Source organism: Helicobacter sp. MIT 01-3238 (assembly GCF_003364135.1).
In the GTDB taxonomy this organism is placed as follows: Bacteria; Campylobacterota; Campylobacteria; order Campylobacterales; family Helicobacteraceae; genus Helicobacter_B.
Genome location: NZ_NXLN01000003.1, coordinates 23,704 through 47,383, shown reverse-complemented (window position 1 = coordinate 47,383; position 23,680 = coordinate 23,704). Strand labels below are relative to the sequence as shown.

General features: G+C 40.1%; 21 protein-coding genes and 1 pseudogene. 12 read left to right on the top strand and 10 right to left on the bottom strand.

The window, feature by feature from the left end:
- Position 1: 1 nt before the first annotated feature.
- Positions 2-1,702: a UDP-N-acetylmuramoyl-L-alanyl-D-glutamate--2,6-diaminopimelate ligase gene (locus CQA40_RS01660; RefSeq protein ID WP_115519258.1), complete on the bottom strand. Its 1,701-nt coding sequence runs from the start codon at positions 1,700-1,702 to the stop codon at positions 2-4.
- Between the two features lie 155 nt (positions 1,703-1,857).
- The gene (locus CQA40_RS01655) at positions 1,858-2,499 is read right to left on the bottom strand and encodes a histidine kinase (RefSeq protein WP_115519257.1); all 642 of its coding nucleotides are present in this window, start codon (positions 2,497-2,499) and stop codon (positions 1,858-1,860) included.
- A gap of 210 nt (positions 2,500-2,709) precedes the next feature.
- On the opposite strand from CQA40_RS01655, the gene CQA40_RS01650 reads away from it, so the two are divergent.
- The 3 genes from CQA40_RS01650 to CQA40_RS01640 are packed head-to-tail and all read left to right on the top strand — an operon-like array spanning position 2,710 to position 3,812.
- Positions 2,710-3,297 carry an NAD(P)H-dependent oxidoreductase gene (locus CQA40_RS01650; protein WP_115519309.1) on the top strand — a complete coding sequence of 196 codons (588 nt, stop codon included), beginning with the start codon at positions 2,710-2,712 and terminating at the stop codon, positions 3,295-3,297.
- 33 nt (positions 3,298-3,330) lie between these two features.
- The gene (locus tag CQA40_RS01645; RefSeq protein ID WP_115519256.1) at positions 3,331-3,591 is read left to right on the top strand and encodes a hypothetical protein; all 261 of its coding nucleotides are present in this window, start codon (positions 3,331-3,333) and stop codon (positions 3,589-3,591) included.
- Entirely contained in the window at positions 3,588-3,812 is a 225-nt protein-coding gene (locus CQA40_RS01640) for a hypothetical protein (protein WP_115519255.1), read from the top strand. The genes CQA40_RS01645 and CQA40_RS01640 overlap by 4 nt, the downstream gene beginning before the upstream one ends.
- On the opposite strand, the gene CQA40_RS01635 is transcribed toward CQA40_RS01640, so the two are convergent.
- From CQA40_RS01635 to pflB, 6 genes are all read right to left on the bottom strand, one after another.
- Positions 3,798-4,952, bottom strand: a complete 1,155-nt coding sequence (locus CQA40_RS01635) for an NgoFVII family restriction endonuclease (RefSeq protein WP_115519254.1) — start codon at positions 4,950-4,952, stop codon at positions 3,798-3,800. The two genes, CQA40_RS01640 and CQA40_RS01635, sit on opposite strands and share 15 nt — an antisense overlap.
- A gap of 12 nt (positions 4,953-4,964) precedes the next feature.
- On the bottom strand, positions 4,965-6,029 hold the full coding sequence (dcm, locus tag CQA40_RS01630) for a DNA (cytosine-5-)-methyltransferase (RefSeq protein WP_115519253.1): 1,065 nt from the start codon (positions 6,027-6,029) through the stop codon (positions 4,965-4,967).
- A 194-nt stretch (positions 6,030-6,223) separates the two neighbouring features.
- A complete protein-coding gene (locus tag CQA40_RS01625) occupies positions 6,224-6,976 on the bottom strand; it encodes a phage Gp37/Gp68 family protein (RefSeq protein ID WP_115519252.1) in 753 nt (250 codons plus the stop codon).
- A gap of 91 nt (positions 6,977-7,067) precedes the next feature.
- A complete protein-coding gene (locus tag CQA40_RS01620; RefSeq protein ID WP_115519251.1) occupies positions 7,068-8,168 on the bottom strand; it encodes a hypothetical protein in 1,101 nt (366 codons plus the stop codon).
- A gap of 16 nt (positions 8,169-8,184) precedes the next feature.
- A complete protein-coding gene (locus CQA40_RS01615) occupies positions 8,185-9,246 on the bottom strand; it encodes a DNA adenine methylase (protein ID WP_115519250.1) in 1,062 nt (353 codons plus the stop codon).
- A gap of 231 nt (positions 9,247-9,477) precedes the next feature.
- Positions 9,478-11,721, bottom strand: coding sequence for a formate C-acetyltransferase (gene pflB, locus CQA40_RS01610; RefSeq protein WP_115519249.1), 2,244 nt, complete (start codon positions 11,719-11,721; stop codon positions 9,478-9,480).
- 185 nt (positions 11,722-11,906) lie between these two features.
- Between pflB and CQA40_RS01605 the strand changes: the two genes are divergently transcribed.
- Positions 11,907-12,773: a LysE family translocator gene (locus CQA40_RS01605; protein ID WP_115519248.1), complete on the top strand. Its 867-nt coding sequence runs from the start codon at positions 11,907-11,909 to the stop codon at positions 12,771-12,773.
- Here the strand turns inward: CQA40_RS01605 and CQA40_RS01600 are convergent.
- Positions 12,763-13,422 carry a hypothetical protein gene (locus CQA40_RS01600; protein WP_258864417.1) on the bottom strand — a complete coding sequence of 220 codons (660 nt, stop codon included), beginning with the start codon at positions 13,420-13,422 and terminating at the stop codon, positions 12,763-12,765. The genes CQA40_RS01605 and CQA40_RS01600 overlap by 11 nt on opposite strands.
- A 306-nt stretch (positions 13,423-13,728) precedes the next feature.
- Here CQA40_RS01600 and CQA40_RS01595 point away from each other — a divergent pair, with 306 nt between their 5' ends.
- The 8 genes and pseudogenes from CQA40_RS01595 to CQA40_RS01565 all read left to right on the top strand — a co-directional run bounded on the left by CQA40_RS01595 (position 13,729) and on the right by CQA40_RS01565 (position 21,967).
- Positions 13,729-14,403 carry a phosphatase PAP2 family protein gene (locus CQA40_RS01595; protein ID WP_115519247.1) on the top strand — a complete coding sequence of 225 codons (675 nt, stop codon included), beginning with the start codon at positions 13,729-13,731 and terminating at the stop codon, positions 14,401-14,403.
- 133 nt (positions 14,404-14,536) lie between these two features.
- A pseudogene (locus CQA40_RS01590) lies at positions 14,537-16,591 on the top strand (M3 family oligoendopeptidase); the annotation flags it as partial.
- Positions 16,592-16,805: 214 nt separating this feature from the next.
- Positions 16,806-17,342, top strand: coding sequence for a hypothetical protein (locus CQA40_RS01585; RefSeq protein ID WP_023926911.1), 537 nt, complete (start codon positions 16,806-16,808; stop codon positions 17,340-17,342).
- Positions 17,343-17,389: 47 nt separating this feature from the next.
- The gene (locus CQA40_RS01580; protein WP_115519245.1) at positions 17,390-18,607 is read left to right on the top strand and encodes a glycosyltransferase family 9 protein; all 1,218 of its coding nucleotides are present in this window, start codon (positions 17,390-17,392) and stop codon (positions 18,605-18,607) included.
- A gap of 191 nt (positions 18,608-18,798) precedes the next feature.
- Positions 18,799-20,472, top strand: coding sequence for a DUF5644 domain-containing protein (locus CQA40_RS01575; RefSeq protein WP_115519244.1), 1,674 nt, complete (start codon positions 18,799-18,801; stop codon positions 20,470-20,472).
- 21 nt (positions 20,473-20,493) lie between these two features.
- The gene (locus CQA40_RS11495) at positions 20,494-20,625 is read left to right on the top strand and encodes a hypothetical protein (protein ID WP_258864416.1); all 132 of its coding nucleotides are present in this window, start codon (positions 20,494-20,496) and stop codon (positions 20,623-20,625) included.
- Positions 20,622-20,939: a hypothetical protein gene (locus CQA40_RS01570; protein WP_115519243.1), complete on the top strand. Its 318-nt coding sequence runs from the start codon at positions 20,622-20,624 to the stop codon at positions 20,937-20,939. The genes CQA40_RS11495 and CQA40_RS01570 overlap by 4 nt, the downstream gene beginning before the upstream one ends.
- Positions 20,940-21,118: 179 nt before the next feature.
- Positions 21,119-21,967: a hypothetical protein gene (locus CQA40_RS01565; RefSeq protein WP_115519242.1), complete on the top strand. Its 849-nt coding sequence runs from the start codon at positions 21,119-21,121 to the stop codon at positions 21,965-21,967.
- A gap of 338 nt (positions 21,968-22,305) precedes the next feature.
- On the opposite strand, the gene CQA40_RS01560 is transcribed toward CQA40_RS01565, so the two are convergent.
- Entirely contained in the window at positions 22,306-23,556 is a 1,251-nt protein-coding gene (locus CQA40_RS01560; RefSeq protein ID WP_115519241.1) for a ChaN family lipoprotein, read from the bottom strand.
- Positions 23,557-23,680: the final 124 nt, after the last annotated feature.

Below are 23,680 nucleotides of genomic sequence, written 5' to 3'. Positions count from 1 at the left end.
TTTAGCTTTTATCGTTTGTTGGCGGTGCTTTTTGCAGTGTTTTTGTGATATTTTTTGTGCTAGATTTTGAGGCACTTTGCGCTAGATTTTGTAGTGAATTTTTCTTTGCCAATACCTCTCTCACTACCTCCCTATCATCAAAATCAATAGTTCTTTCCCCCAAAATCTGATAAGTCTCATCGCCCTTGCCAAGTATGAGCAAAACCTCATTTGATTCTAGCTCCTCTATGGCTTGTGCTATCGCCTCTGCCCTATCGCTTTGGCAAACTACGCGCCTATGATTTTGCTTGTGATTTGGCTTGGGAATCCCGCTTAAAATATCCTCTATGATACTTTGTGGATTTTCACTTCTTGGATTATCGCTTGTGATATATAGCTTTTTGGCATATTTATAAGCACAAAGCCCCATTTTTGGTCGCTTTGTCCTATCTCTATCCCCGCCCGCACCAAAGACAACTGCGATTTCCCTCCCTCTAAAGCTCTCAAAAATCTGCTCCATACCATCGTGAGTGTGAGCAAAATCCACAATGATAAGCGGAGAGTGGCTTACAACCTCCATACGCCCCTCTACACCGCCGAAATTTTGCAATGCCGCACTGATAGATTCCAAAGAAATTTGCGAAGTGGATTTTTTTGGTTCTTTTAGGCTTTTCACACACAAAATCGCAGCTAGGATATTATATAGATTGTGTTTGCCATAAAGATGCGCATTTATGAGGGTTTGCTCAAAGTTTTTTTGCCCTTTTTTATCGCTATTATCTTTGTCTTCGTCACTTTTGCCACCACACTCACTGCTACCACCTTTGCCACCACCACTTTTGCACTCAAAGCTGATATGCGCACTTATGCCATTATCTAGGCTATAAGCATCTGCTTTTAGGTTTACTTTTGCTAGCCTACCCTGCTCAATAGCATAATACAATACAGAGTTTTTGAGAGTATTTTTAATAGCGTCTTTTTCTATGCCTTTGCTCGCCACCCCAAAATTTTCATTTAGCCACGCATTTGGCTCATCGGCATTGATGATGACACTCCCCCCGCAAGATATATTGCCCTCATCAAGCAAAAAGCTATTTTTCACGCGGATATACTCCTCCAAAGTCTTGTGGTAGTCCAAATGGTCGCTTGTGATATTGGTAAGCACCTTTGAAGCAAACTCTAGCCCTGCTACGCGCTCTTGGACTATGGCGTGAGAGCTAACCTCCATAATCACAAAATCACAATCCCCGCATTCTAGCAAAATCTCATACAGCTCCAAAAGGCTTGGCGTGGTAAGTCCTTTTGGGCGGATTTTTTTGTCATTTTTATACGCTCCACGCGTGCCAAGCAGCCCACAAGTATAGCCCAAATCAAGCAAAATCGAATAAATAATCGCTGCGGTGGTGGTTTTGCCATTTGTCCCTGTGATAGCCACAAGGCTAGGTAGTGGAGCAAACATAGTGGCTAAATCTTTGGGTGTGATGATAAAATCTCTCAAGTTTTTTAGAGGACTTTTTGCTAAAGAATCACAAAAAGAGCTATCCAAAGAATTACTACAAGAATCCCCCAAAAGTTTGTCGATAAATCCCTCATTACCCTTAGTGCGGATAAGCAAAGTGTCCTTATCTAGCTCTCTTGTATCATCGGTAATGTATTTTTTGTGAGCGTATTTTGGATTTTGCTTAGATAAAATGGATAGATTTGCAGGGATTTTGATTTTCATTAGGCTTGCTTTTGGTGGTTGTTTTTGTGGACTTGCTAGTTTGGTTTTATCTAAGATTTTGGCTTTTACTTTGTGGGTAGAATCTAGCTTTGCTAATTTTTAGCTTACTCTAGTTTTTTAGCTTCTTAGTTTTTTGCTAGTTTTTTAACTTTTTTCTAATTTTTTAGCTTCTTGGGATTGTGGGCTATTTTTTGGGCTAGCTCATTTTTGTTTTGGATAATGCGTAAAATCTCTTTGTTGCGCACAATTTGGGGCATATCCTCGATATAAGATAGCGCGATATTTTCAAACCCATTTTCAATCAAGTCTTTTAGAAAAGTATAAAAATCCTCCCTAGAAGTAAAAATCACTTTGGTGCTAAAGATAAGATTTTCAAACACTTCTTTGAAGCCCTTTGTCTCACACATTTTTTGGAAGTCCTTATACGCCACGCCATCTAGGACTTCAGACTCAAGGTTCTCCTCTTTTTGCATTGTTTGTGAGATTTCGCTTAGTCCCTCATCAAAGGAGGATAGCAAATCAAGCATCTGCCTTTGCAAATCCACCCTGCCCGCACGAGGTGTGGTGGATAGCAAAATATGATAAAGCTCATTAAACACTTCTGCTTTTTTTGGAAAATCTGTGGCTATATCGGCGATAAGCACGCCGATTTTGGCTTCCAAATCGCCACTATCTAGGCTCAAAGCCTCGCTAAAAAACTTCATAGCACCCAAATATCGTCTTTCACTTAGCGCGTCAAACCCCTTTTTGATGAGTTTGCGTTTTTGCGGGGTGTATGAGGGGATAGACTCTAGCATATTTCCTCCCTAAGTTGCATCGTGCTAGCATATCACTCTTTATGCCTTTATGCCACGCACCTGCTAAATAAATCATTTTGGCGTAATTCTAGCAAAATTTTCTACACATTTTGCACAATAGATTATAATGCGCTCTTTTTGCAAATCTGCAAAAAGTGCCAAAAATCTACTTTAAGGAGCAACCAAATGAAACACGACTTTAATCAAAAAATCCAAAATGTGCTTATTCTAAATGGCGGTATGGAGTATGGCGAAAGCAAGGGCAAACTAAACCTTGCGTTTTGCGAGATAATGCAAAAAGAGCTAGAAAATCTAGGCAAAAAAGTGCAGCTAACCCATATCGCGCAAGGCTATGACACAAAAGCAGAGGTAGAGAAGTGGAAATGGGCTGATTGCGTGATTTTGCAGTTCCCGGGCTGGTGGATGGGCGAGCCTTGGATAGTCAAAAAATACTTCGATGAAGCCATAGGACCTGATGCAGAGGGCGTGCTGTTTGCAAGCGATGGGCGCAGCAGGGGCGATATAAACAAACGATATGGTAGTGGCGGGCTGTGCACAGGCAAGGCGATGATGCTAAGCACGACTTGGAACGCGCCTTTGTATGCGTTTAATGAAGTGGGAGAGTTTTTTGATGGGCGCGGTGTAGATGAAGTGTTTGCACATATTTATAAGATTTTTGCATTTTTGGGATTCACGCGGTTTTTGCCAAGCTTTATGGCAAATGATGTGCATAAAAATCCAAATTTTCCCAAATGGGAAAGGGATTTAAAATCGCATATAACGGAGAATTTTGGGTAATTACTAGGGTAAAATCCAAAAAAGGAGAAAATCTTGCTAAAAGCAGAAAATGATATAGGCAATGTAAGAAAAGCTAAAAGCATTCAAATCAAGCGACATATAAGCCAAATGAGCAAAAAAGGTGTAAAAATTTTGATTGATAAATTTAGCAAGCTAGATATATCAAAAACAACGATTGATGACAAGCATTTATCCAAGAAATGCAGGCAAAGAAATGTCAGCTTCAAAAAGCAAGATATTTATGATTTGCTTCATAGAGCGAGTTTAGGGGGGGGGCAAAGATTGCAAATATGATTGTGGAGTATAATAACACTCACAAAGAGCAGGGCTATGATGAAAGGCTAGTCTTGCGAGATGACAAAGTGGTGCAGACAGATAAAGGAGGGCAAAATCTCTGCATAGTCATCTCACTAACGCAAAATGAAGTGATAACAGCGTATTATAACCCACCAAAAGATAAGCACGAGAACATAGATATGCGCAGGTATTGTCCTTATCCACTAAATGGAATCTAGTGAAAGAAATCTAGAATCTAGACCAAACTCCACTTGGATAAAATCCTCATAAGAGCGCAGAGGCATTATGTCAATGCGATAGATTCCCTCGCTCTCTTTTTCTACTATCACGCTATCAAAGCCCAAATTTTCTAGCTTCTCTAGCGTAGCAATCTCGCCCTCTTTTAGCTTTAAAATCTTTCGCAAAAGCCAATTTGACAAAGCAGAATTTGGATTTGTCATTAGTGCTTTTGCATTATCTTGGCAGAGTTTCGCGCTCAAAATTTCCCCTAATGGCGTCTGTAGAGTGAAAGGCACTTCACGCGGTGGAAAAAAGCTAGGATAAAACTTATGAATCTCGCTAGGCACAGGGATATACACTTCATCAAAACTCCTAGCTCTACCACCAGCATTCCATTGATTTAGCCCACTTTTTTGTGGCACATTTTTACCACCCTTTAGGCTAAATAGTGGCAACACCACAAAATCCACTCCAGCGACTTTTGGCGCAGTTTGCTTAGCTTGTAGGATTTTATCTTTTAGTAGCGATAGTAATTCAAACGGATTTTCAACGATTTGAATATTTAGGCTAGAGTATTTTTGCGGGATATAAAATTTGCGTTGCAACACGCTTTTTGAATAATTGAAAGAATAGTCATTTTGCCCATCGCTAAAGGATAGTGAGGCTTTAGAATCTTTGATATTTTGCAAATTTGCAATGTCGATTTTCTCATAATCGCTTTCAAAAAATACCAGCTCATTATCCCGCCGTGCGATGATATGATACATTGAATCGCTTATGCCATACAAATCATTTGCGAGTTGCATTCGCTCATTACGCAAAGTCGCTAACTTTTCTGCCAAATCTCTATGGCGAATATTTTTTAGTGTGCTTGAGTCTTTATTAAACTCCGCAATTTTTTCCAAACTATAATCTTTTTGACAAATAAAAGTTTTTAAGCCTATGCCTAATTTGTCAATTTTGGCATCATAGGCGGTATCAGAGCGTGAGAGATTTTGCGCACCAAAGCAGGAGCAAAAGAGATTTTCCATAACGCGATAATGCAAATATGGTGTGCTATTGTCGCTAAAAAGTTTTGATAAGCTAGAGATGATTTGGATAGATTTAACATAATTTTTTGAATTAAAAAATTTACTCATCACAACCACCACTTACAAAATTTGTAAAATCTGCCTTGCAATGCGCTCCACCAAAGGCAAAGTGATAGAGTTCCCCGCTTGGATATAGAGCTTTGAATTAGCGATATTTGGCAGTTTGAAAGATTTAGGATAGCCTTGAAAGTTAAAGCACTCTCTCGGCGTAAGTTTGCGAATCCCAAAATCATCTTTGATGATTGGCACATTATGCCCACCTGTGCCCATATTTGCTGTAAGAGTGGGGCAAAGATTTGATTTATTTTCGCGCACATAGATTCGGCGGAGCTGATAAATCGTGTCCTTTTTTACCACCGCTTTTTGCAGCCACGCATAATATTGACTTTTGGGCGTGTAGTAAAATCTCTCATCTTGCTTTGTGCTATCAATGCAGTGATGAATCGTCTTTGTAAGTTTGATAGGTTTGGGAAAAGTAAATGTTTCATAATTTGGCACTTGGGCTTTGTCAAATGCAATGATAAAAATGCGCTCTCTATTTTGCGGGATATTTGCGTGAGTGGCGGAGTTTAGCACTTCATCATAGACACCGTAGCCTAGATTTTCTAGCGCAGTTTTGATAGTCAAAAAAGTGCGCCCTTTGTCGTGGGTTTTTAGATTTTTGACATTTTCCAAAAACAGCACTTTTGGCTTGTGAATCCTAGCGATTTTTTCAACTTCAAAAAATAGCGTCCCGCGCGTGTCATTAAAGCCTTTTTGATACCCCGCAATGCTAAAGGCTTGGCAGGGGAATCCAGCGCACAACATATCAAAATTGTTTGGAATCTCTTTTTGCGTGGATTCTTGCGTAATGTCGCCAAAAAGTGGTGTATTTGGGAAATTTAGCGCGTAGGTTGCTTTAGCGTTTGAGTCAATTTCACTAGCAAATACACACCGTGCGTGAAGTTTGCTAATTTTGGTATTTTTGGTGTGGCTTGTGGATTTGGCAGATAGTTCCCCCCCCCCCCCGCAAGTGCAGGAAGTATCAGTGCTTGTGTGCGGAGATTTTGCCCCATATTGCGACATAGCGCGGCTTAGCGCGAGATGAAATCCCCCTACCCCAGCAAATAAATCCACAAAATCCATTAAGCCACCTCTAGCGTTATCCTAAGTCTTTATTAAGCTTTTCAAAGCACAAATACTAACTTGAAATGGCAGCATTTCTGCAAATGCAATGATTTAATGTAATGACTTTTGGGGATAAAAACTTTGTGAGGTTTTGCTTTGTCTTAGATTTTTTACGCGTATATTTTTTTACAAAGCCAAACGCAAATATTTACTTAAAAAAGGCTTGGGATTTTTTGCACGATTTTTGGATAGGCTTGATAGATTTTGCCACCTAGCAGTGCGCCATTTTCTTTCTTGCTTCGCTTCACTCCATCGCTCCCCCACGCACCCCACTGCTTGAAGAAAAACGCGACATTTTGCGCTTCGCACTGCCTTTTGATATTTAGCACCCACTCCTCTTTCATCGCCCTTGCATTAGCCCCGCTCTCACCCCCTGCGACAACCCAATCAATACCGCGCAAATCCAGCTCGCCCAAATCGCTTATGAGCGGTTCGCAAGAGAGCCACTTCACGCTTGCATTCAAATCGCGTATCAAATCTATGCGCGATTTTACCTTGCTAGATTCTACCGTAGTGCCTAGCCACACATTTGGCGGAATATCACGCTTAGAAAAATACTCTTTCATTGTGTGCGGACGCTTGGTTAGGATTTGGTATTGGTGGTGTGGAGTGTCGGCTATCACTTGCATTACGCGCTCCAAAAAGCCAAAATCCATTTTTTGATGAAACAAATCACTCATCGAATTTACAAAATACAGCGTGGGCTTTTTGTTGCGCTTGGGCTCATCTAGCCTTTGAGGGAGCATTTTAAACGCAAAGCCATCTTTATAGTCAGGATTGCCAATAGCTTGCAAACGGTTTGCCATAGCTTGGGCATAGCAGTTTTTGCAGCCACTGCTTACTTTGTCGCAGCCTATCGTAGGATTCCAGCTTGCTTGTGTCCATTCGATTTTAGTGGGCTTCATTTAAAATTTAAACCTTTTTATTGCCTAATATCTCATCGATAAAATTTAACTTAATATTTGTTTAAATTCAGTGATTCTTATAAATCCCCCCCTACTTAATCACAAAAATAATGTCAGCTAGCGTTTTGTATTGCTTTTGATTAAATTCAAACTCAACAATATTTTTCAAAAATTTTGTCCTATCAAAACTATCCAAATAATCTAAAATCTTTGGTTTAATCAACTTAAAATTTCTTTTTAGTTTCCACGCTTGAGTAAAATCATCTAAATCAATCAGCACGATAAAAATCCTATTTTCCGAGCCAAACCTCATCTCGCCTTGATTTTCATAAAGCCACTTGATTAGCGTGTGTTTATTTGCCATTGTTGATTGTATGATTTCTGTGTTTTGCCTTTTTAGTTCATCAAACTTTGAAATCGCCAAATCATCATCAGAATCCAAAATTTGTTGCGTGATTTGATATTTGATAATATCCTCTTTGCATTCTTTATCAAAAGCAAAAGAATGTATTTTTGCAATATTTTTTAGCAAAGTGAGTTCATTTTGTAGTCCTCTCATCTTTCTTTGCGCTTTCAAAAATTCTTTTGGAAAATAAGTGATTTTTAAATCAATAGGGATATTTTGAATGAAAAAATCCACACTTTTTATTTTGCCAACTGCTGATATTACCTTAGGGTGAGATTTAAAAATATGCTCGGTAAGTATTGTTGTCCAATTATTATACCAACTGCTTAGTGTGTAATTTTTTACATTTTGTGCTATATCATTATCAAGTTTGCACAAAATATCATCATATTTGTAAATCTCTTTTACAAAGGAAACGATTTGTTTATCTAGCGAATTACTAGAATCCCCGCCCCAAGCAAAATAATCCATTTTATAAAGCTCTGATTCTATAAACCCAAAGTCTTTTTCTAATGCCTTAATTTCATCTTTGTTGTATTGTGATAGCACAAAATCTATTTGCTGTTGTGTTATTTTGTTATCTAAGACAAGATTATAAATTTCTTTAAATTTTTGTGCTTGAGTTTTTGAAGTCAGTTTAAATTCTAATCTTTGCTGCATAAAATCCAAAATCTCATTTCTAATCAAAGATTTGATTTTAAGCCATAAAACACCGCTTTCGTAAAGATTGAATTGATATAAGTCTTGTGAAGCAAAAATCTTACTCCACTCCTCGTAAGTTTTCATTTTTGCATTCCTTAATTTAGCTCTTTGGACTACAAATAAGCAATATTTCCTTGCTACCCTTTACACTACCCTTTCCACCTACGCTATTTTGATATGACTTTTCTTTAATCTCTACATTCTTGTATTTTCCTGCCAACTCTTTCATCATATCAATACTTGGGAAACTTCTATCATTGTAGCTAATAATCCAATATGGTATTTGCAAAGCAGTGTCAAATAATTTTTCAAATGAGGGCAATATATCTGCTTTTGTGTCAAAGCCACTATATTTTTTGGGCGAATAACGCTTAGTGCCATTGATAAATTCTTTGTCTTTCCAATATTGCGTATATGTCTCAAGCAGATGATAAAAGGCTTGATAGTCAGCGTGGCTTCCACAATAAGGCGGGTCAAAATAAATTAAATCTACCTTATCTTTCATCAAATCCACAAACTCAATCGCATCTAAATTGTAGCTTTTGTTGTCCTGCAAATTATCAAAAATACTATTGTTGTATGGCTGTATGAGATTTAAAAATATATCCTTTATTGGGCGGATAAGGTTTGGATTTCGTTTGATTCTATCCTCATTCTTTGCATAGTTTAGCGCACTTGTATGGGCAAAATGTCCCATTGTTACCTTTCGTGTTATGCTTCGGTTGATAATGCTAAAGGCTAATGGTTGTTTTTCTTTGGGGAGTGATTCTATATTGCTCCTAAAAGAATCTAAAAACGCTGATTCCTCCTCCTTAAAAAAAATATCTGTAAATAATTCTCTCATCAAATTAAAATCATTTGGGTTTTGATTTTCTCTTAGTAATATCTCTATGTCATCGCTACTAAGTTTAAAACGCTTGTTTTCTACCAGCGATTGTCCTATTTTATGGCTAAAAGATAAAAAATCATTGGTATAAACCTGATAGCCATTTTGCTTAAAAAAATAAGCCACCGATTGAGAGCCAGCAAAGGCATCTGCTACACTTTTGATATGAGTAGGCAAACACTCTCTAATAAAATCCAAATGCTTATATTTAGAGCCAAGATATTGCGGTTGTGGAAAAGCAAAGTGATAAAAATCGCCAAATAAACTAGCAGACATTAGGATTCCTAATTGTTATATTTTGCGCAATTATAGCAACATTATCATCTTATTGTGTGCGTTTTTGGATATAGATTTTACCCTGCCATATCACCCCTTACACCAAGTCCCACCAAGCCTTGCTAAGATATAAAGTTTTTCAAAATACTTTCAGAATCTAGATTCTGAAAGTATTTCTTTTTGCGACTATCTTTTTACGATTAAGGGGGTGACTAAACCCCCAAATCCCCCCTACATTTTCTCGTGGAATGTCCTTGAGATGACATCAAGCTGCTGCTCTTTTGTGAGCTTTATGAAATTCACCGCATACCCACTCACGCGGATTGTGAGCTGTGGATATTTTTCAGGGTGCTCCATAGCGTCTTTTAGCATTTCTTTTTGCAGCACATTGACATTGAGATGATAGCCCTCATCGGCAAAATACCCATCCATTAGGGATACGAGATTTTGCTCTTGTGTCGCCCTCTCGCTTCCTAATGCGCTAGGGATTATGGAGAATGTATTTGAAATCCCATCTTTTGAGTATTTAAAGGGCAGTTTTGCTACCGAGCAAAAGCTCGCCACACACCCGCTCGTATCACGCCCGTGCATAGGATTTGCGCCCGGGGCAAATGGCTCTCCTGCCTTTCGTCCATCAGGCGTAGAGCCTGTTTTCTTGCCATACACGACATTTGAGGTAATCGTTAGCACACTCATCGTAGGAGTGGATTCTCGATAGGTGGGGTGCAAGGCTAGCTTTTGGCTAAAGCCCTTTACCAAATCCACCGCGATAGTATCCACCCTATCATCATCGTTGCCATACTTTGGATACTCGCCCTCTATCTCAAAATCCACCGCCAATCCCGCTTCATTCCTCACAGGCTTTACGCGTGCGTATTTGATAGCACTTAGCGAGTCTGCTATCACGCTAAGCCCTGCGATTCCCCCTGCCATAGTGCGCACTACTTCTTCATTATGCAGTGCCATTTCGATTCGCTCATAGCAGTATTTATCGTGCATATAGTGAATGACATTTAGCGTGTTGATATAGAGCCGCGCAAGCCAATCAAGCACAATATCAAGCCGCGCTTTTACCTCATCATAGTCCAAATACTCGCTTGTGATAGGTGCTATCATCGGTGCTACTTGCATTCCTAGCTTTTCATCTTTGCCACCATTTATCGCATAGAGTATCGCTTTTGCGAGATTACACCGCGCACCAAAAAACTGCATTTGCTTGCCGATTTTCATAGGGCTTACACAGCAAGCAATCGCGTAATCATCGCCAAATTCTTTAAGCATTATCTCATCGCTTTCATACTGAATCGATGAAGTATCGATACTAACCCTAGCGCAAAATTCCTTAAAATTCTTTGGCAAGCGCGTATTCCAAAGCACCGTCATATTTGGCTCGGGCGCAGGTCCTAGATTATAAAGCGTATGGAGGAAGCGATAGCTCATTTTGGTTACCAAATGTCGCCCATCCATACACATTCCCCCGATACACTCCGTAACCCAAGTGGGGTCTCCGCTGAAAAGCTCATCATACTCTGGCGTGCGCAAAAATCTCACCATTCTTAGCTTCATCACAAAGTGGTCTATCATCTCTTGGATTTGGTTCTCATCGTATTTGCCTAGCTTCAAATCGCGCTCGGCAAAAATATCCAAAAATGTGGAGATTCTCCCTATGCTCATCGCCGCACCATTTTGCTCCTTTATCGCGGCAAGGTAGCCAAAGTAGAGCCACTGAATCGCCTCTTTTATGTCTTTGGCGGGTGCGGAAATATCAAAACCATAGCTTAGAGCCATAGTCTTTAGCTCATTTAGTGCTTTTATTTGCTCGCTTATTTCCTCGCGCAAGCGGATTACCTCCTCGCTCATCACATCGGGAGTGAGCTTTTTCTTTGCTTTGAGTTTCTCCTCTATGAGCCTATCTACGCCATAGAGTGCCACTCGGCGATAATCGCCAATAATTCTCCCACGCCCATAGGCGTCTGGAAGTCCTGTGATGATTCCTACCTTGCGTGCTAAGAGCATCTCATCACTATACGCGTCAAACACGCCGTCATTGTGCGTCTTGCGATATTTAAAGACATTTGCCACTTGTGCGTCCTCTTGCTTATCATAAGCCTTAAGCGAGTTTAGCACCATTCGATACCCACCAAAAGGCATTATCGCGCGCTTTAGAGGCTCATCTGTCTGCAATCCCACGATGACTTCCAAGTCTTTGTCTATGTAGCCTGCCTTGTGCGAAGTAATCGTAGAGATAATGTCCGTGCTGACATCATACACGCCCTTGCGCTCTCGCTCTAGCTTCATAAGCCCACACACTCGCTCCCAAAGCTGCTTTGTCGCGCTTGTAGGAGCGCAAAGGAAGCTATCATCGCCGTTGTATGGTGTGTAGTTTTTTACGATAAAATCACGCACATTGATTTCATCTTGCCATAGTCCTTCTTCAAATTCCCCAAGAATTTGGATTCCTCGTATTTCACTCATCGCTACTCCTTTCGCGCTTTTTCGCGCTTAGATTGTGCCTCTCTGCTTTTTTGTCGCAAAATCTTGCATAAACACTGCAAAATCTTTTGCGTAGGCTTAATTATACACTTTCGCACTTTTAAAAAACCTTATTTGCAGATAAAATGCACGATTTTTAGACATTTTTTTACAAAATTGCACACTTTTTGGCAGGTTTTAAGATTTTTTATAGAATTACCAAAAATTCTAAGCAAAAAGATTTAGCACAATTTTTTGTGATGACTACGGCATATAGTTTTGCTTTTTTGCTTATAATGCCAAGCAAAAATGCACCAATACACCTCAAAATCTCTCCACAAAAAATCCTAGAATCTAAAAGGCACAAAATGTCAGCTGCTATGATAATGCTTTTTGCCGTTGGCTTCATCGGTGCGATAACGCCCGGACCAGATATGCTACTTGTAGCTAGAAATACAATACTCTTTGGTGCGAAACGCGCCCTAATCGTGCTAGGCGGAATCGCATTTGGGTGGATTTTTTATCTAGCTATTATCTACTTTGGGCTTACACACCTGCTATCAAATGCCTACTCTCAAATAGCACTAGGAGTGCTAGGAGGCTTGTATCTAGGCTATATTGGTATCAATATTTTGCGAACGCGCTATGATGAGAATCGTGATGAGTCTAGCGCAAATTCTGCTTTGGCTACATTTAGCACAAGTCCAAATGACAATGAGACAAAATCTAGCCTAGATTCCAAAAAATCAGATTCTAAGCCTGATACATTTTTGCGAGGGCTTGTGGTAAATCTCTCAAACCCCAAAGCGATTTTATTTTTTGGCGTGGTGGTTACGCAATTTATCGGGAAAGATTTAGCCCTTAGCATTGTTGTGCTTTTTGCCTCGCTTGTGAGTGCGTTTGTCTGCGTAGTAGTGGTATCTAGCTACTTTAGAAAGCACATTACCTACAAGGTGTTTTTCTACATAGATAGACTAAGTGCGGTGTTGTTTTTGGGATTTGCTTTGTCGCTTTTTTATCACGCCTTTTGCGTATATGCCAATATCACACACTAAAATACACTGCCAAGATTGTAGCCACAAGCCCAGCCCCAAGCACACCAAAGCTCACAAGCCTATCTTTTTTGCAAAACGAAGTCATAATAAGCCCAGAGAGATAAAAAAGCAGTAGCGATACACCAAACCCCATAGCCAAAAAGTCAAAAAAATGAAACTTAAACCCCCCCACCTCAAACTTGCTTCCATTTGACTTGTGCATAAGCAAAAGCACGCCATAGAGATTTCGCTTAGTTACTTGCAGTATGACTTCTCCATTGCGCTCTTTTATGATACTTGCGCCATAGTAGACATTGCCCATACTTGGATTTCCGCGAAACATCTTTATGTCTGTATCTTTTGGGATTTCTAGGCTATTTTCCTCTAGGAGTTTTAGGATTAGTTCTTTTTCGCTGCCCCTTTTTGGCATAGATTCTAGTGGGATTTTTACTATCTGCGCACCAGAGTTTTGACGAATATCATAGATATATCCTACACCTGTTATTGCGTAAATAAGTGCGAGAGGGAGAAAAAACAAGCTCAAATAAGTGTGTAGCTTTATCCAAAATTTTTTGGGGATTTTGGGGGATTTTCCTTTTTTTGTCAGCCTTCTTAGTCGTACAAATCGCCTTAGAAAACGCACATTTGCGATTTTTAGGATTTTTTTCACTATTGCTCCTTAAGATATGTTTTTGAGATACGCTTGGATTTTGTGCTTTTTATGAAATTTAAAGCGGGTATTATAAAACGAATTTGTAAAATAAGTGTGAATTGCAAGATTATTTTTATGTCCAAGACTATTTTTATGTCAAATATTTTATCTAATATTTTTTATGAAGCATTTTAGAGTTTTCGCTACAATTATGACTTTTTGAGATTTTGCCCCCGACTTTACCACTCCCAAAACCACGCCAAAAATGAGGGGAACAAAATATCAAAAAAAGCAAAGTAAAAAATGGCAAATACAAGGCACATAATGACAACTTCGACAACCAAAATAACACTACCAAGCACAAGCAAAATCATACAAACTCTCAAAGCTAAAAAATACATTCTAAGCGCAAACCCCACCGCACTTCCATTGATACTCCTCACAATCCTCATACTTTGCCTACCGCTAAATCTCAAAGCCAAAAGCGACTTTGAGCGACTAGGAGATGTGCTGACACTAGCCCCTGTGGGCGTGCTAATCGTAAGCGTAGGGATAAAAGACTACGAGGGAGCATTGCAGCTTACTGCTGGCTCTCTCATCACTCAAGGAATCATTGAAGTAGTCAAAAGAAGTTTTGAGCTAGCCCACAAAAACGGACACAGCATAGCCTTTGCCAAACGCCCTTGCTGTGATGACTACAAAGGAATGCCAAGCGGACACGCAGGAGGGGCATTTAGCGCGGCTGGATTTGTTTTTTATCGCTATGGGTGGAAGCCCGCACTACCACTTATCGGGCTTGGGATTTTGACAGACGCTTCGCGCGTATATGCCCATAAGCACTCTATTTGGCAAGTGCTTGTAGGAAGTGCGATAGGCTGGGGAGTGGCGTGGGGGCTTACCACCCGATACAAACCGCGCAAACTCCTAATCACGCCTGAAATCAGCACAGACATAGCAGGCAAAGGAGTGTATGGCTTGCAAGTAGCTTACACTTGGTAGTTTGATAGCTTTTTCTTTTGGCTAGTGATTTTAGGGCTAGTGAAAATCTCTCATTTCTTAAGTAAGTATTTGCTAGCTATTTGCTACAATAGCAGTTTTAGATTTTGACTTTTGCAATCAAAGGCTTACACTTATGAGCACACCACACAATTCCCCTACCAAATCAAAAACACGCAAAGATTCTACAAAAAAGACTTCTGCAAAGATTTCTACACAAAATCTCTCTACACAAAAAACAAAAAAGGTAAAATCCACAAAGACTTCCGTAAAACCCTCCATAGCTTCCAAAATCTCGGCAAACAAAATCTCCACAAAACAGCCAAAACAAACAAGGCAAACCTACACTATCCCCAAGCTCCCCAAGTCCAAAAACCTCCCAAAATCCACGCTAAATCTACACAAAGACATTAAGCACAAATGGAATCTATCCGCGCTTTTTGCTAGCAAAGATGAGTTAGCTCCTTTTAGCAAGCAAACAAAAAGACTTGCCCTAGATTTTGAGGCAACATACAAAGGTAAGTTAAGCGAGCTTTCCCCGCAGGATTTTGGCGATGTGATTACTAGATATGAGGGGCTTATTGAGCGTATTGAGCGGGTGCTGACATTTGCGTTTTTGGTGTTTGCAGAGGATACGACTAAAGGGGATTTTTATGCCAAGTATGAGCTGGAATCTAGCGAGATATATGAACATCTTGTGTTTTTTGAGCTAGAGTTTTGCGATATAGATTCTGCCAAAATCACAAAATTTATCGCTCAATGCGAAAAATACGCTTTCTACCTACAAAATCTCCTAGTCAAAAAATCCCACAAACTAGACCTAAGCGCAGAAAAAGCCCTCATCGCCACTTCAAGCGTGGGAGTTAGCGCATTTGGCAGGCTTTTTGATGAACATCTAGCGAGCCTAAAAATCGGCGCAGACAAAAAAGGCGAGGAAGAAATCCTATCCCTACTCCATAGCCCCAAGCGCAAGATAAGGCAGCAAGCCCAAGAGGATTTTACAAAAAGCCTGCAAGAATCCACGCCACTTCTTAGCTATATCCTAAATATGGTTCGCAAAGATTTGAGTATACAAACGCGCTTAAGAAGCTACCCAAACAAAGAAAGTTTCCGTCATATCAGCAACCAAATCAGCCAAAAAAGCGTGGATTCGATGATGAAATGCGTAAATGCAAACTTCCACCTTGTCCACAGCTACTACGCGCTAAAGGGAAGCATACTTGGGATAAATCTAAAAGATTTTGATAGATACGCGCCTATATTTGCAGAATCTAGCCCAAGCAAAACCTCAAAAGCCTCTCAAGCAAAAGCCCAAAAAGAATCCACCAAAATATCCTACGCTCAAGCCCTAAACCAAGTGATTTTAAGCTATGAGAAGTTTTCTCCTAGCTTTGCCAAAATCACACGCAGGGCAATAAAAGAAGGCTGGGTTAGCTCTCACCCCACGCCAAACAAACGAGGTGGGGCATTTAGCCACGGAGCCACGCCAAAAGCCCACCCCTTTGTGCTACTAAATTGGACAGGAAATAGAAGAGATGCCTTTACCATAGCACACGAGTTTGGGCATATGATTCACCAAGAGCTAAGCAAAAATGTCGGCACGCTAAACCACGACACGCCACTTACCACTGCAGAGACGGCTTCTGTATTTGGCGAAATGCTGTTTTTTGACTACCTAAAAAGAGAGCTAAAAAACAAAAACGCCCAAAAAGAGCTACTACAAATCTATGCAGGCAAGCTAGAGGATATTTTCTCCACCCTCTTTCGCCAAGTCGTGATGACAAACTTTGAGAGGGCTATCCACGCCAAAGATGGCGAGCTAAAGGCGCAGGATTTTGACAAAATCTGGCAAGATGAAAACGAAAAAATGTTTGGCAAAAGCCTAAAACTTACCCAAAACTACGCGAGGTGGTGGAGCTATATCCCGCACTTTATCCACTCGCCATTTTATTGCTACGCTTACTCCTATGGACAGCTATTGGTGCTAGCACTATTTGGGCTATACAAAAGTGGCAAATGCAAAGACTTCGTATCAATCTACACCGACTTTTTATCAGCAGGCGGGAGCAAATCCCCAAGCGAGCTAGTAGGAGCATTTGGCTTTGATATAGAATCTAGCGCATTTTGGAATATCGGTATAAACGAAGTGCAAAAACTGCTTTGGGAGTTTTGCACCCTCTGCAAAGAGCAAGGCATAAAAATCCCCAAAAACGCGCAATACTCCCTCGTAAATATCCGCAAAAAACCCACCAAAACCATAAATCCAAAAAGTAGCACTCTAAGCACAAAGCCAACAAAATCCACTAAAAAAGCCTCAAAAAATCCTATCAACAAAACCAAAAAGCCCAAAAAGCTACCCACCAAATCAAAATCTAGCGCAAAGCAAAATTGATTAAAGGCTAAAAATGAATTCTTCTGCGGAATTTGACGGAATCTACAACGCCTTTTGTGCCAATATCATTGAGTTTTTCAAGCAAAAAAGGCAGTTTTTTTCTATCGTGTGCGACATAGAGCGCGTGAGCTTTGAGCCACCTTTGAGTGAGGAAATCCTAAAGGGCTTTGGCTCGGGCGTGAAGTTTGCTATCGCTTATGACACATTTGAGAGCTTAGAGATTTTCAATGACGGATTGCACCCATTTAATAACGGCGGATATGTGCATTTCGCAGCGGGGTTTGGTAGCGATAATGTCGTAAGCAAAGTAACCGTAGAGATTCGCGGAATCTACCAAATCAGCACAAACAACACCCAAGATATGGAAATCGTAGCATTTATGAGGCTTGATTCTAAGCAGATTTTTACAAAAGAAAGACTAAAGGGCGAAGAGCAATTAGAAGACATAAAAGACCTAAACAACGATGAGCTAGACTCGCTAAAAGCTATCATCTCTAGCGATGAAAATAGAGAACTCCTAAAAAGCCTAAAATCCGCACTAAAAAAATAAACCCCCAAACAACTACAAAGCAACTAAAACTCTCTAAAAGGCTATCTATGAGAGAAATAAAGGACATAAAAGTAGGGCTTATCACTTGTGGAAATGGAGTGGGCGATACTATCATTTCCATAAAGGCACTCTATATCGCCAAAACACTCTATGGGGCGAAATGTGTGCTATTTGGCGAAAAAATAGCACACACTCTTTGCGCTGGCTTTGACTTCATTGATGAAATAGTGGTGCTACCATACAATAGGCAAGGATTTATACTAAATCAATACCAAGCCCAAGTCCTAGCCCAAAACAAAGAACTAACCGCGGCAAAACTCTGTGCGAAAAAGCCCAAAATCCTATCCAAAGTCCCACACAAAAATGACTTCAAAATCGACAAAAAAGCAAACAAAATCGCCACCCAAAATCTCATAAACACTTTTGATAGCTACCACCTAGACTACCTCATAGTATCCTCTCCTCGCTCTATCAATATCTCCCTAGCCAAAGCCACAAATGCCAAAAAAGTCTTATGTGCAACCAAACTAACGAGCCTTTTTTCGCTCAAATGCAAAACCCTGCCCATCTATGCCAAAAAAGAGACTTACAAAAGAGTATCCTTTGAAGAGATTTTGTGCCTTTTTGTGCGAATGATAAACTCCAAAATCTATGATGAGAGTATCTCTAGCTTAGATTTTGCCCCTACTGCGCTTGCCACCACCCAAGCGCACAAATCCCGCATAGCAGAATTTCTACATAAGCAAAAACTAGGCAAACACCTCATACTGCTAAATCCATTTAGCGTTAGTGGGCTATATAGCCTTAGCAAAAATGCCTTTTTAGGCATAGCAGAGCGCATAGAGACAAAATTTGGCGATTGCACCTGCATAATCGCTACTTACCCAAAAGTGCATAGTGAGTTTGTGCACTTTTGTGACAAATACCAAAAAAAGCTAAAAAACCTACTAATATTCCCAAATGATGATGATATATTCAATCTCATAGAGTTGTGCAAGCGCGTATCTTGTGTGATAACCCCTAGCACAGGGGTAGCCCATATCGCAGCAAATGTAGGGACTCCTACCGTAGCCCTCTGTGGAAAGCAAGATATGAATAGGTGGATTCTAGGAGGGGGGGGGGGAGTAGCACACAGCTACACAAAGGCTCGCTATGTGCTTTTGGAGCAAAATCTATCCTATCTAATAGCACACCCTAGCGAGGAGGAGTGCTACATTGATAAGGTAGTAGAATCCTTAAAAGAAGTGCTACAAAGTGAATCTTAAAAAATATTTATAGAAATATCACAGCGACAAATCCTATAAAATCCAAAATAAATTAGAGCAGCTCATAGCAAGCAAGTCGTTAGGATTTTTTGGTAAAATATCGCCTTGCAAAACCTCGCAAATGACAAGCGCGACACAAGCCCACAGCAAATCCACACAATCCATAGAATCCACAGCAAAGGAACAATACTATGACTAAAATAGGCTTTTTACACTTAGAAATTTTTTGCTTTGACCCTAAGGCAGACTATGAGTTTTACTTCAAAAAACACAAGATTTCTTATACGCAAGCCAAGCCTAGTGGCGAGCAAATCAGCACAAGTCAAACTTTGGGCGAAATCTTAGCGCGTATCTCTAGCACGCTAGATATATGCGTGGATACAAGTGTGGGGCTAAAAATCAATGGCATAGCCCTGCTAGGCGATAATATAAGCGATGAGCTAGACTACAAAGCAAGCAAAGAACATAAAGAGATTTTAAGCAAAGAAACTTTGGGTGCGCTTTTGGAGAGATTTGGCAATGAGTGGCGCATAGAGCCACTAAGCACACTCTATGTCAAAAAAGACTTGACTCTAGATTTGCAGGCTATGCACTCCAAGTATGAGGAGTTTTTTGACAAACATCACTTCATAACGCAAGATGAAAGAAAATCTCTAAGCAAATATCTCCCGCTAAACCTCATCAGCACGCGAGATGATGACTACTTAGGAGATGGATTTTTCCTCTTTGTGAGGCGGCTTGCACAAAGACATAGCGAGCATTTAGATGATTTGCTAGAATCTATAAGCGATACCAAAAATGGCGTCCTCTCATACTCAAGTATCCAAAACCTGCTTTATAAGCCAAATCCACAAATCGATAGGGATATAGAGTGGCTTATAAACGCACTTCTAGCACAAAAAAGAGAAATCAGCCAAGCCCTAGTCAAAAAATCCAAAAAAGATTTTGATGATACTAGCAATTTGGCAAAATCTAACGCTTCTACAAATATTATGGATTCCACAAAGGACACGACTTACATACTATTTGACGGCTATGATAGCAGTGTAGGCAAAGAATCTAGCGAGCTTATCACTTCGTGTCAAAAGCTGTGTGAGAAGCTAGAAATCCCGCTTGCTAGCAAAAGCGCACAAGCAAATATATCCTTTGCCTATAATGGCGGGCATTTTACTCGCATAGCGGATTTTGACTTTTTTATCAAATGCACTTTAGGAAACATTTTGCAAGCCAATTCTTGTGGCTATACACTTTTGTTTGGCGACTATGCGAGCTTTTGTGAAGCAAGGCTAGCACTACAAATGCTAGCAGTAAAATCCAAAAACGAGATAAAAGATTTTATGGCAAACAACAAAGAAAAAATACATTCTATGAAAGAGCCTATTGCATATATCGGGGATTTGCTAAAGGAGCGTTTGCACACCTTTGCACATAGTGATGAGAGTAGTGCGCTTAGCGTAGTGTCTTTTGTCTCAAACACAACTTCCGCGCTAGAATCTATCCTAAATGAAACTAGCTACATAGAGCGCATACAAGGCGTTTTTGACGCACTAAATCAAAGATCAAAAAAGATTATCCTAAAATCTTATATTGCGCAAGACTTTTCTCATTTGGCGCACCTAAATGAACAATGCTATTTAGAAGAATCTGCTAAAATTCGCTTCGCAGGAATTGATGAGGGTGCGGATTTATTGCTTGTAGATAGCGTTGAGCAATTCCGCGCCTTTGATACGCAAGCCAAAAGCAGTGCCAAAGCCTACGGACGCGATATGGATAGCACCAAAGCGATGTTTTTGCCAAACCTTGTCCTACTTGTGCTAGAAGAGATTTTGGGTGCGGAGTCAAAGCAAAAATCAAAAGCGGTGTAGCCAAATCATAAGCTTAGTGTAGTGTGGTGGCATAATGTAGCAGTGCGACATAGCTTTGGCATAAGCAAGCAGGGATTGTATTTTGGCATAAAGAATGCTTTGTTTGTAGATATGCTTACAAAATATTTTGCGCAAAAAGGAATCGCCAAATGAAGCTTTTTTTGAAAATATTGCTTGCCTCGCTAATCGCTATGTGCTGGAATTGGATAGCACCAAATTCTAGCGATGTAACAATCACGCTTTTTATCTTTGTGCTAGCAGTGCTTATGATGAATCCTGTGAAATTCCAATCCCCCGAGAAGCGTGAGGAATATATCCAAAAGATACGAGAGAAAAAAGAGCAAAAGCTCGCCATAGCACGCAAACAGCAAGAAGAAAAAGCAAGACTACGCAATGAAAAGTTTGAACGCGAGGAGCGAGAGAAAAAAGAACTTCAAGCAAAAGTCAAAAGCAATAGAGGATTTTAGATAAACCTCTAGCTTGCTTTGAGGGTGCTTTTAAGCCCAATCTCTAAGCTAGTCTAAATAAAAAGATTTTGCGCTACATTTGCACAAAGATAGATTTCACACAGATTTCGCGCATTTGCATAAGCCAAAAACCAATCAACACAAAAACCAACGACAAGCCAATAATAAGGAGTAGTAAAATGACGAGTTTTATCCTACTTGTGATAGCTGGAGTGGTAGTGTATTATCTCTACACCACTTTTGAAGAATACCTAAAAAACCCGCTTCCCTCCCCACAAAAGCCACAAGAAAGACAAGATTATTCCCCAAAAGACAATCCATACTCCCTCCCCACTCCCCAAGATAAGCTCAAAAACTCCTACGCAGGTGCAAGCGTAGCAATGCTAAATATCCTACTCCAAGCAGGCATAAGCCAAAAAAATCCTAGCCTTTTGCAAGTCGTCCTACTTGATAACTTCATAAAAAATCTACACCTCCAAGAATCCCAAGAAACCATCCTAAAGCAAATGCTAAATGGCATAGATTTTAGCCAAATCATCTCCAAAAAAAGCACCACTCAAAGCCCTGCTACTAGCACAGATTCTAAAGATAGCGATACTCCCATTTCTAACTTAGCACAAATATTTTTAGACAACACCTATGGCGAATACAAAAAACGACTGCATTTTGTGGGGTTTGCCCTCACTCTTGCGTGGAGCGATAGGGTGCTAGAGGAAAAAGAAAGGGAGGTTATTTTGGATATTGCAGCGTTTTTGCAGCTAGAAAATGACGAGTTTAACGAGCTATATGACAGCTTTGAAAATAGATTTGGCGAAGCGACTAGCGAAGCGGATAAAGCAGATACAAACCTAGTAGAGCAATACAAAAAAGAGCTAGAAGCAAAGCAAGAGCAATCTAGCTTGCAAGAAGCCTATCAATCCCTTATCCAAAAACTATGCTCAAAATCCCAAGTAGCAAGCGAGCCTCAAGCCGAGCTTTTAGCTAAACTCTTAGCATTAGAGAGTGCGTATAACGCCAAAAATGCTTAAGCCCACAAAATCTAATAACCATAAAATCTCTGCAAAAGTGCTAGCAAGCTATCAAAGTGAGGCAAAAATAGCGATAAAAACCAAAAATTATCACAAATAAAAAACCATAAATCTGCCTAAATCCACCCACAAACCCCACTCCAAAACCACTTAAACCCCCTCACTAAAACCTACAAATCTTAAAAATCACTTTACCCACAAAATCTATAAAATACACCAAACCTAATGTAAGTCAAATCTCCACAAACACCACTCGCCCAAAAAACAAAAACGACTTAAACCTGCGCAATGCCTAAGCCACATAGCTTACGCAACCCCACTCAAACACCCACCCAAATCTACCTAAAAAGCAAAATATAATCATATTGACTTAAAATCTGCACTCCATACTTTTTGAAGTATCGTTTAGAAGTTAGATATTTTGCCTTTAGCATTCCTACGCTTAGTGTCTTTGGTGTTTTACCTATATTTGCCACTTCCTTTGGACTTATAGCATTTTTATCTAGGATATTCTCTTCTTTCGCGCCCAAAGTGAGAAAATCCTCTATATGAAGCGGAATCCCAAAAGTCTTTGTGATATGATAATTCCCCGCTAGCAGTAGCGCGAAGTCGCTCGATTTAAGCAGCATATCAGCCATACGCCTATCCTTATACTGCTGCACTTGCGTTAGCCTCTCTAGCAGTGTCGCGTCATTTGTCTTGTGAGATTTTGAGATGATTTTGCTTATGCGCTCTTTTACCTCCGTGCTTGTAGAGACATTGCCCGCTATGGGCTCTGCACCCTTATAAATCGTGCTGATTTCTTGGCGTGAGAGATTCCCCGCGATGATGTCAAAATTTGGCGCGTAAAAGGCGTATTCTACAATGTCCCTATACTGCTGATAGTCCCACTTTCCCCAGCCTAGCGCGGTTTTTAGATTTTCTTTTTGTATTTGTTTTTTGCTCTTGCTTGCCTCATCTATGTGGCTTTGTGCCTCGCTACCTAGCATTTCTAGCACAAGTGCAAATCTCTTGCACTCCCCCGCTTGCCAAGCGAAATACGCATCCAAAGCCTGCATAATCAGCAGTTGGGCTTTGTGATGGGATTTTTCATCGTGCTTTTCGCCTAGCAGGAGGATATTTGTATCCGCGATTTGAAATATAAAATCCGCAAATGACAGATTTTGCGTTTGATTTTGATTTGCTAGATTGATTGGCGTTTTAGCGTCTTGCTTAGCACTAGATATGATAGAAACGCGCAAATTTTCAAAAAGGCGTTGGACTTCTTGGAATCTATCTTGTGCGATTTTTTGGAGATTTTGCGTTTGATTTGCTAGCACTTCATTACTTGGTTGTGCGTCTTTTTGCGCTTGCTCTTTTGCGTACTCTTGCTCTTTTATTTGCTTTTTTTGGACTTGATTTTCCCTACTCTCACAGATACTAGATAGCCCTGCACTCCCACTAGCCAAAGTCTTTGCTTGCAAACTTCCCTGCAAACTCATCTGCAAATCCACCTGCAAATATGGCAGACAAGGCAGGCACGCCAAAACCCACACAGCACAAAAAAATGATTTAAACGCCTGATTTGATATTTTCTTAAAATTTTGCATTACGATTACCTTTCATTACCATTACATAATTATAAGAACTTTTTGCGTATTATGCCTATTTTTTGTAATAATACTTGCCTAAAAATGCCTAAAATACCCAAAACTACCTAAACTCATCTACATA

Excerpts from the sequence above, each read along its gene's own strand:
- CQA40_RS01660 (WP_115519258.1), bottom strand. The coding sequence starts at position 1,702 with ATGAAAATCAAAATCCCTGCAAATCTATCCATTTTATCTAAGCAAAAT.
- CQA40_RS01655 (WP_115519257.1), bottom strand. The coding sequence starts at position 2,499 with ATGCTAGAGTCTATCCCCTCATACACCCCGCAAAAACGCAAACTCATC.
- CQA40_RS01640 (WP_115519255.1), top strand. The coding sequence starts at position 3,588 with ATGATTGTGGAGTATAATAACACTCACAAAGAGCAGGGCTATGATGAA.
- CQA40_RS01635 (WP_115519254.1), bottom strand. The coding sequence starts at position 4,952 with ATGAGTAAATTTTTTAATTCAAAAAATTATGTTAAATCTATCCAAATC.
- dcm (WP_115519253.1), bottom strand. The coding sequence starts at position 6,029 with ATGGATTTTGTGGATTTATTTGCTGGGGTAGGGGGATTTCATCTCGCG.
- CQA40_RS01625 (WP_115519252.1), bottom strand. The coding sequence starts at position 6,976 with ATGAAGCCCACTAAAATCGAATGGACACAAGCAAGCTGGAATCCTACG.
- CQA40_RS01620 (WP_115519251.1), bottom strand. The coding sequence starts at position 8,168 with ATGAAAACTTACGAGGAGTGGAGTAAGATTTTTGCTTCACAAGACTTA.
- CQA40_RS01615 (WP_115519250.1), bottom strand. The coding sequence starts at position 9,246 with ATGTCTGCTAGTTTATTTGGCGATTTTTATCACTTTGCTTTTCCACAA.
- pflB (WP_115519249.1), bottom strand. The coding sequence starts at position 11,721 with ATGAGTGAAATACGAGGAATCCAAATTCTTGGGGAATTTGAAGAAGGA.
- CQA40_RS01595 (WP_115519247.1), top strand. The coding sequence starts at position 13,729 with ATGACAACTTCGACAACCAAAATAACACTACCAAGCACAAGCAAAATC.
- CQA40_RS01585 (WP_023926911.1), top strand. The coding sequence starts at position 16,806 with ATGAATTCTTCTGCGGAATTTGACGGAATCTACAACGCCTTTTGTGCC.
- CQA40_RS01580 (WP_115519245.1), top strand. The coding sequence starts at position 17,390 with ATGAGAGAAATAAAGGACATAAAAGTAGGGCTTATCACTTGTGGAAAT.
- CQA40_RS01575 (WP_115519244.1), top strand. The coding sequence starts at position 18,799 with ATGACTAAAATAGGCTTTTTACACTTAGAAATTTTTTGCTTTGACCCT.
- CQA40_RS01570 (WP_115519243.1), top strand. The coding sequence starts at position 20,622 with ATGAAGCTTTTTTTGAAAATATTGCTTGCCTCGCTAATCGCTATGTGC.
- CQA40_RS01565 (WP_115519242.1), top strand. The coding sequence starts at position 21,119 with ATGACGAGTTTTATCCTACTTGTGATAGCTGGAGTGGTAGTGTATTAT.
- CQA40_RS01560 (WP_115519241.1), bottom strand. The coding sequence starts at position 23,556 with ATGCAAAATTTTAAGAAAATATCAAATCAGGCGTTTAAATCATTTTTT.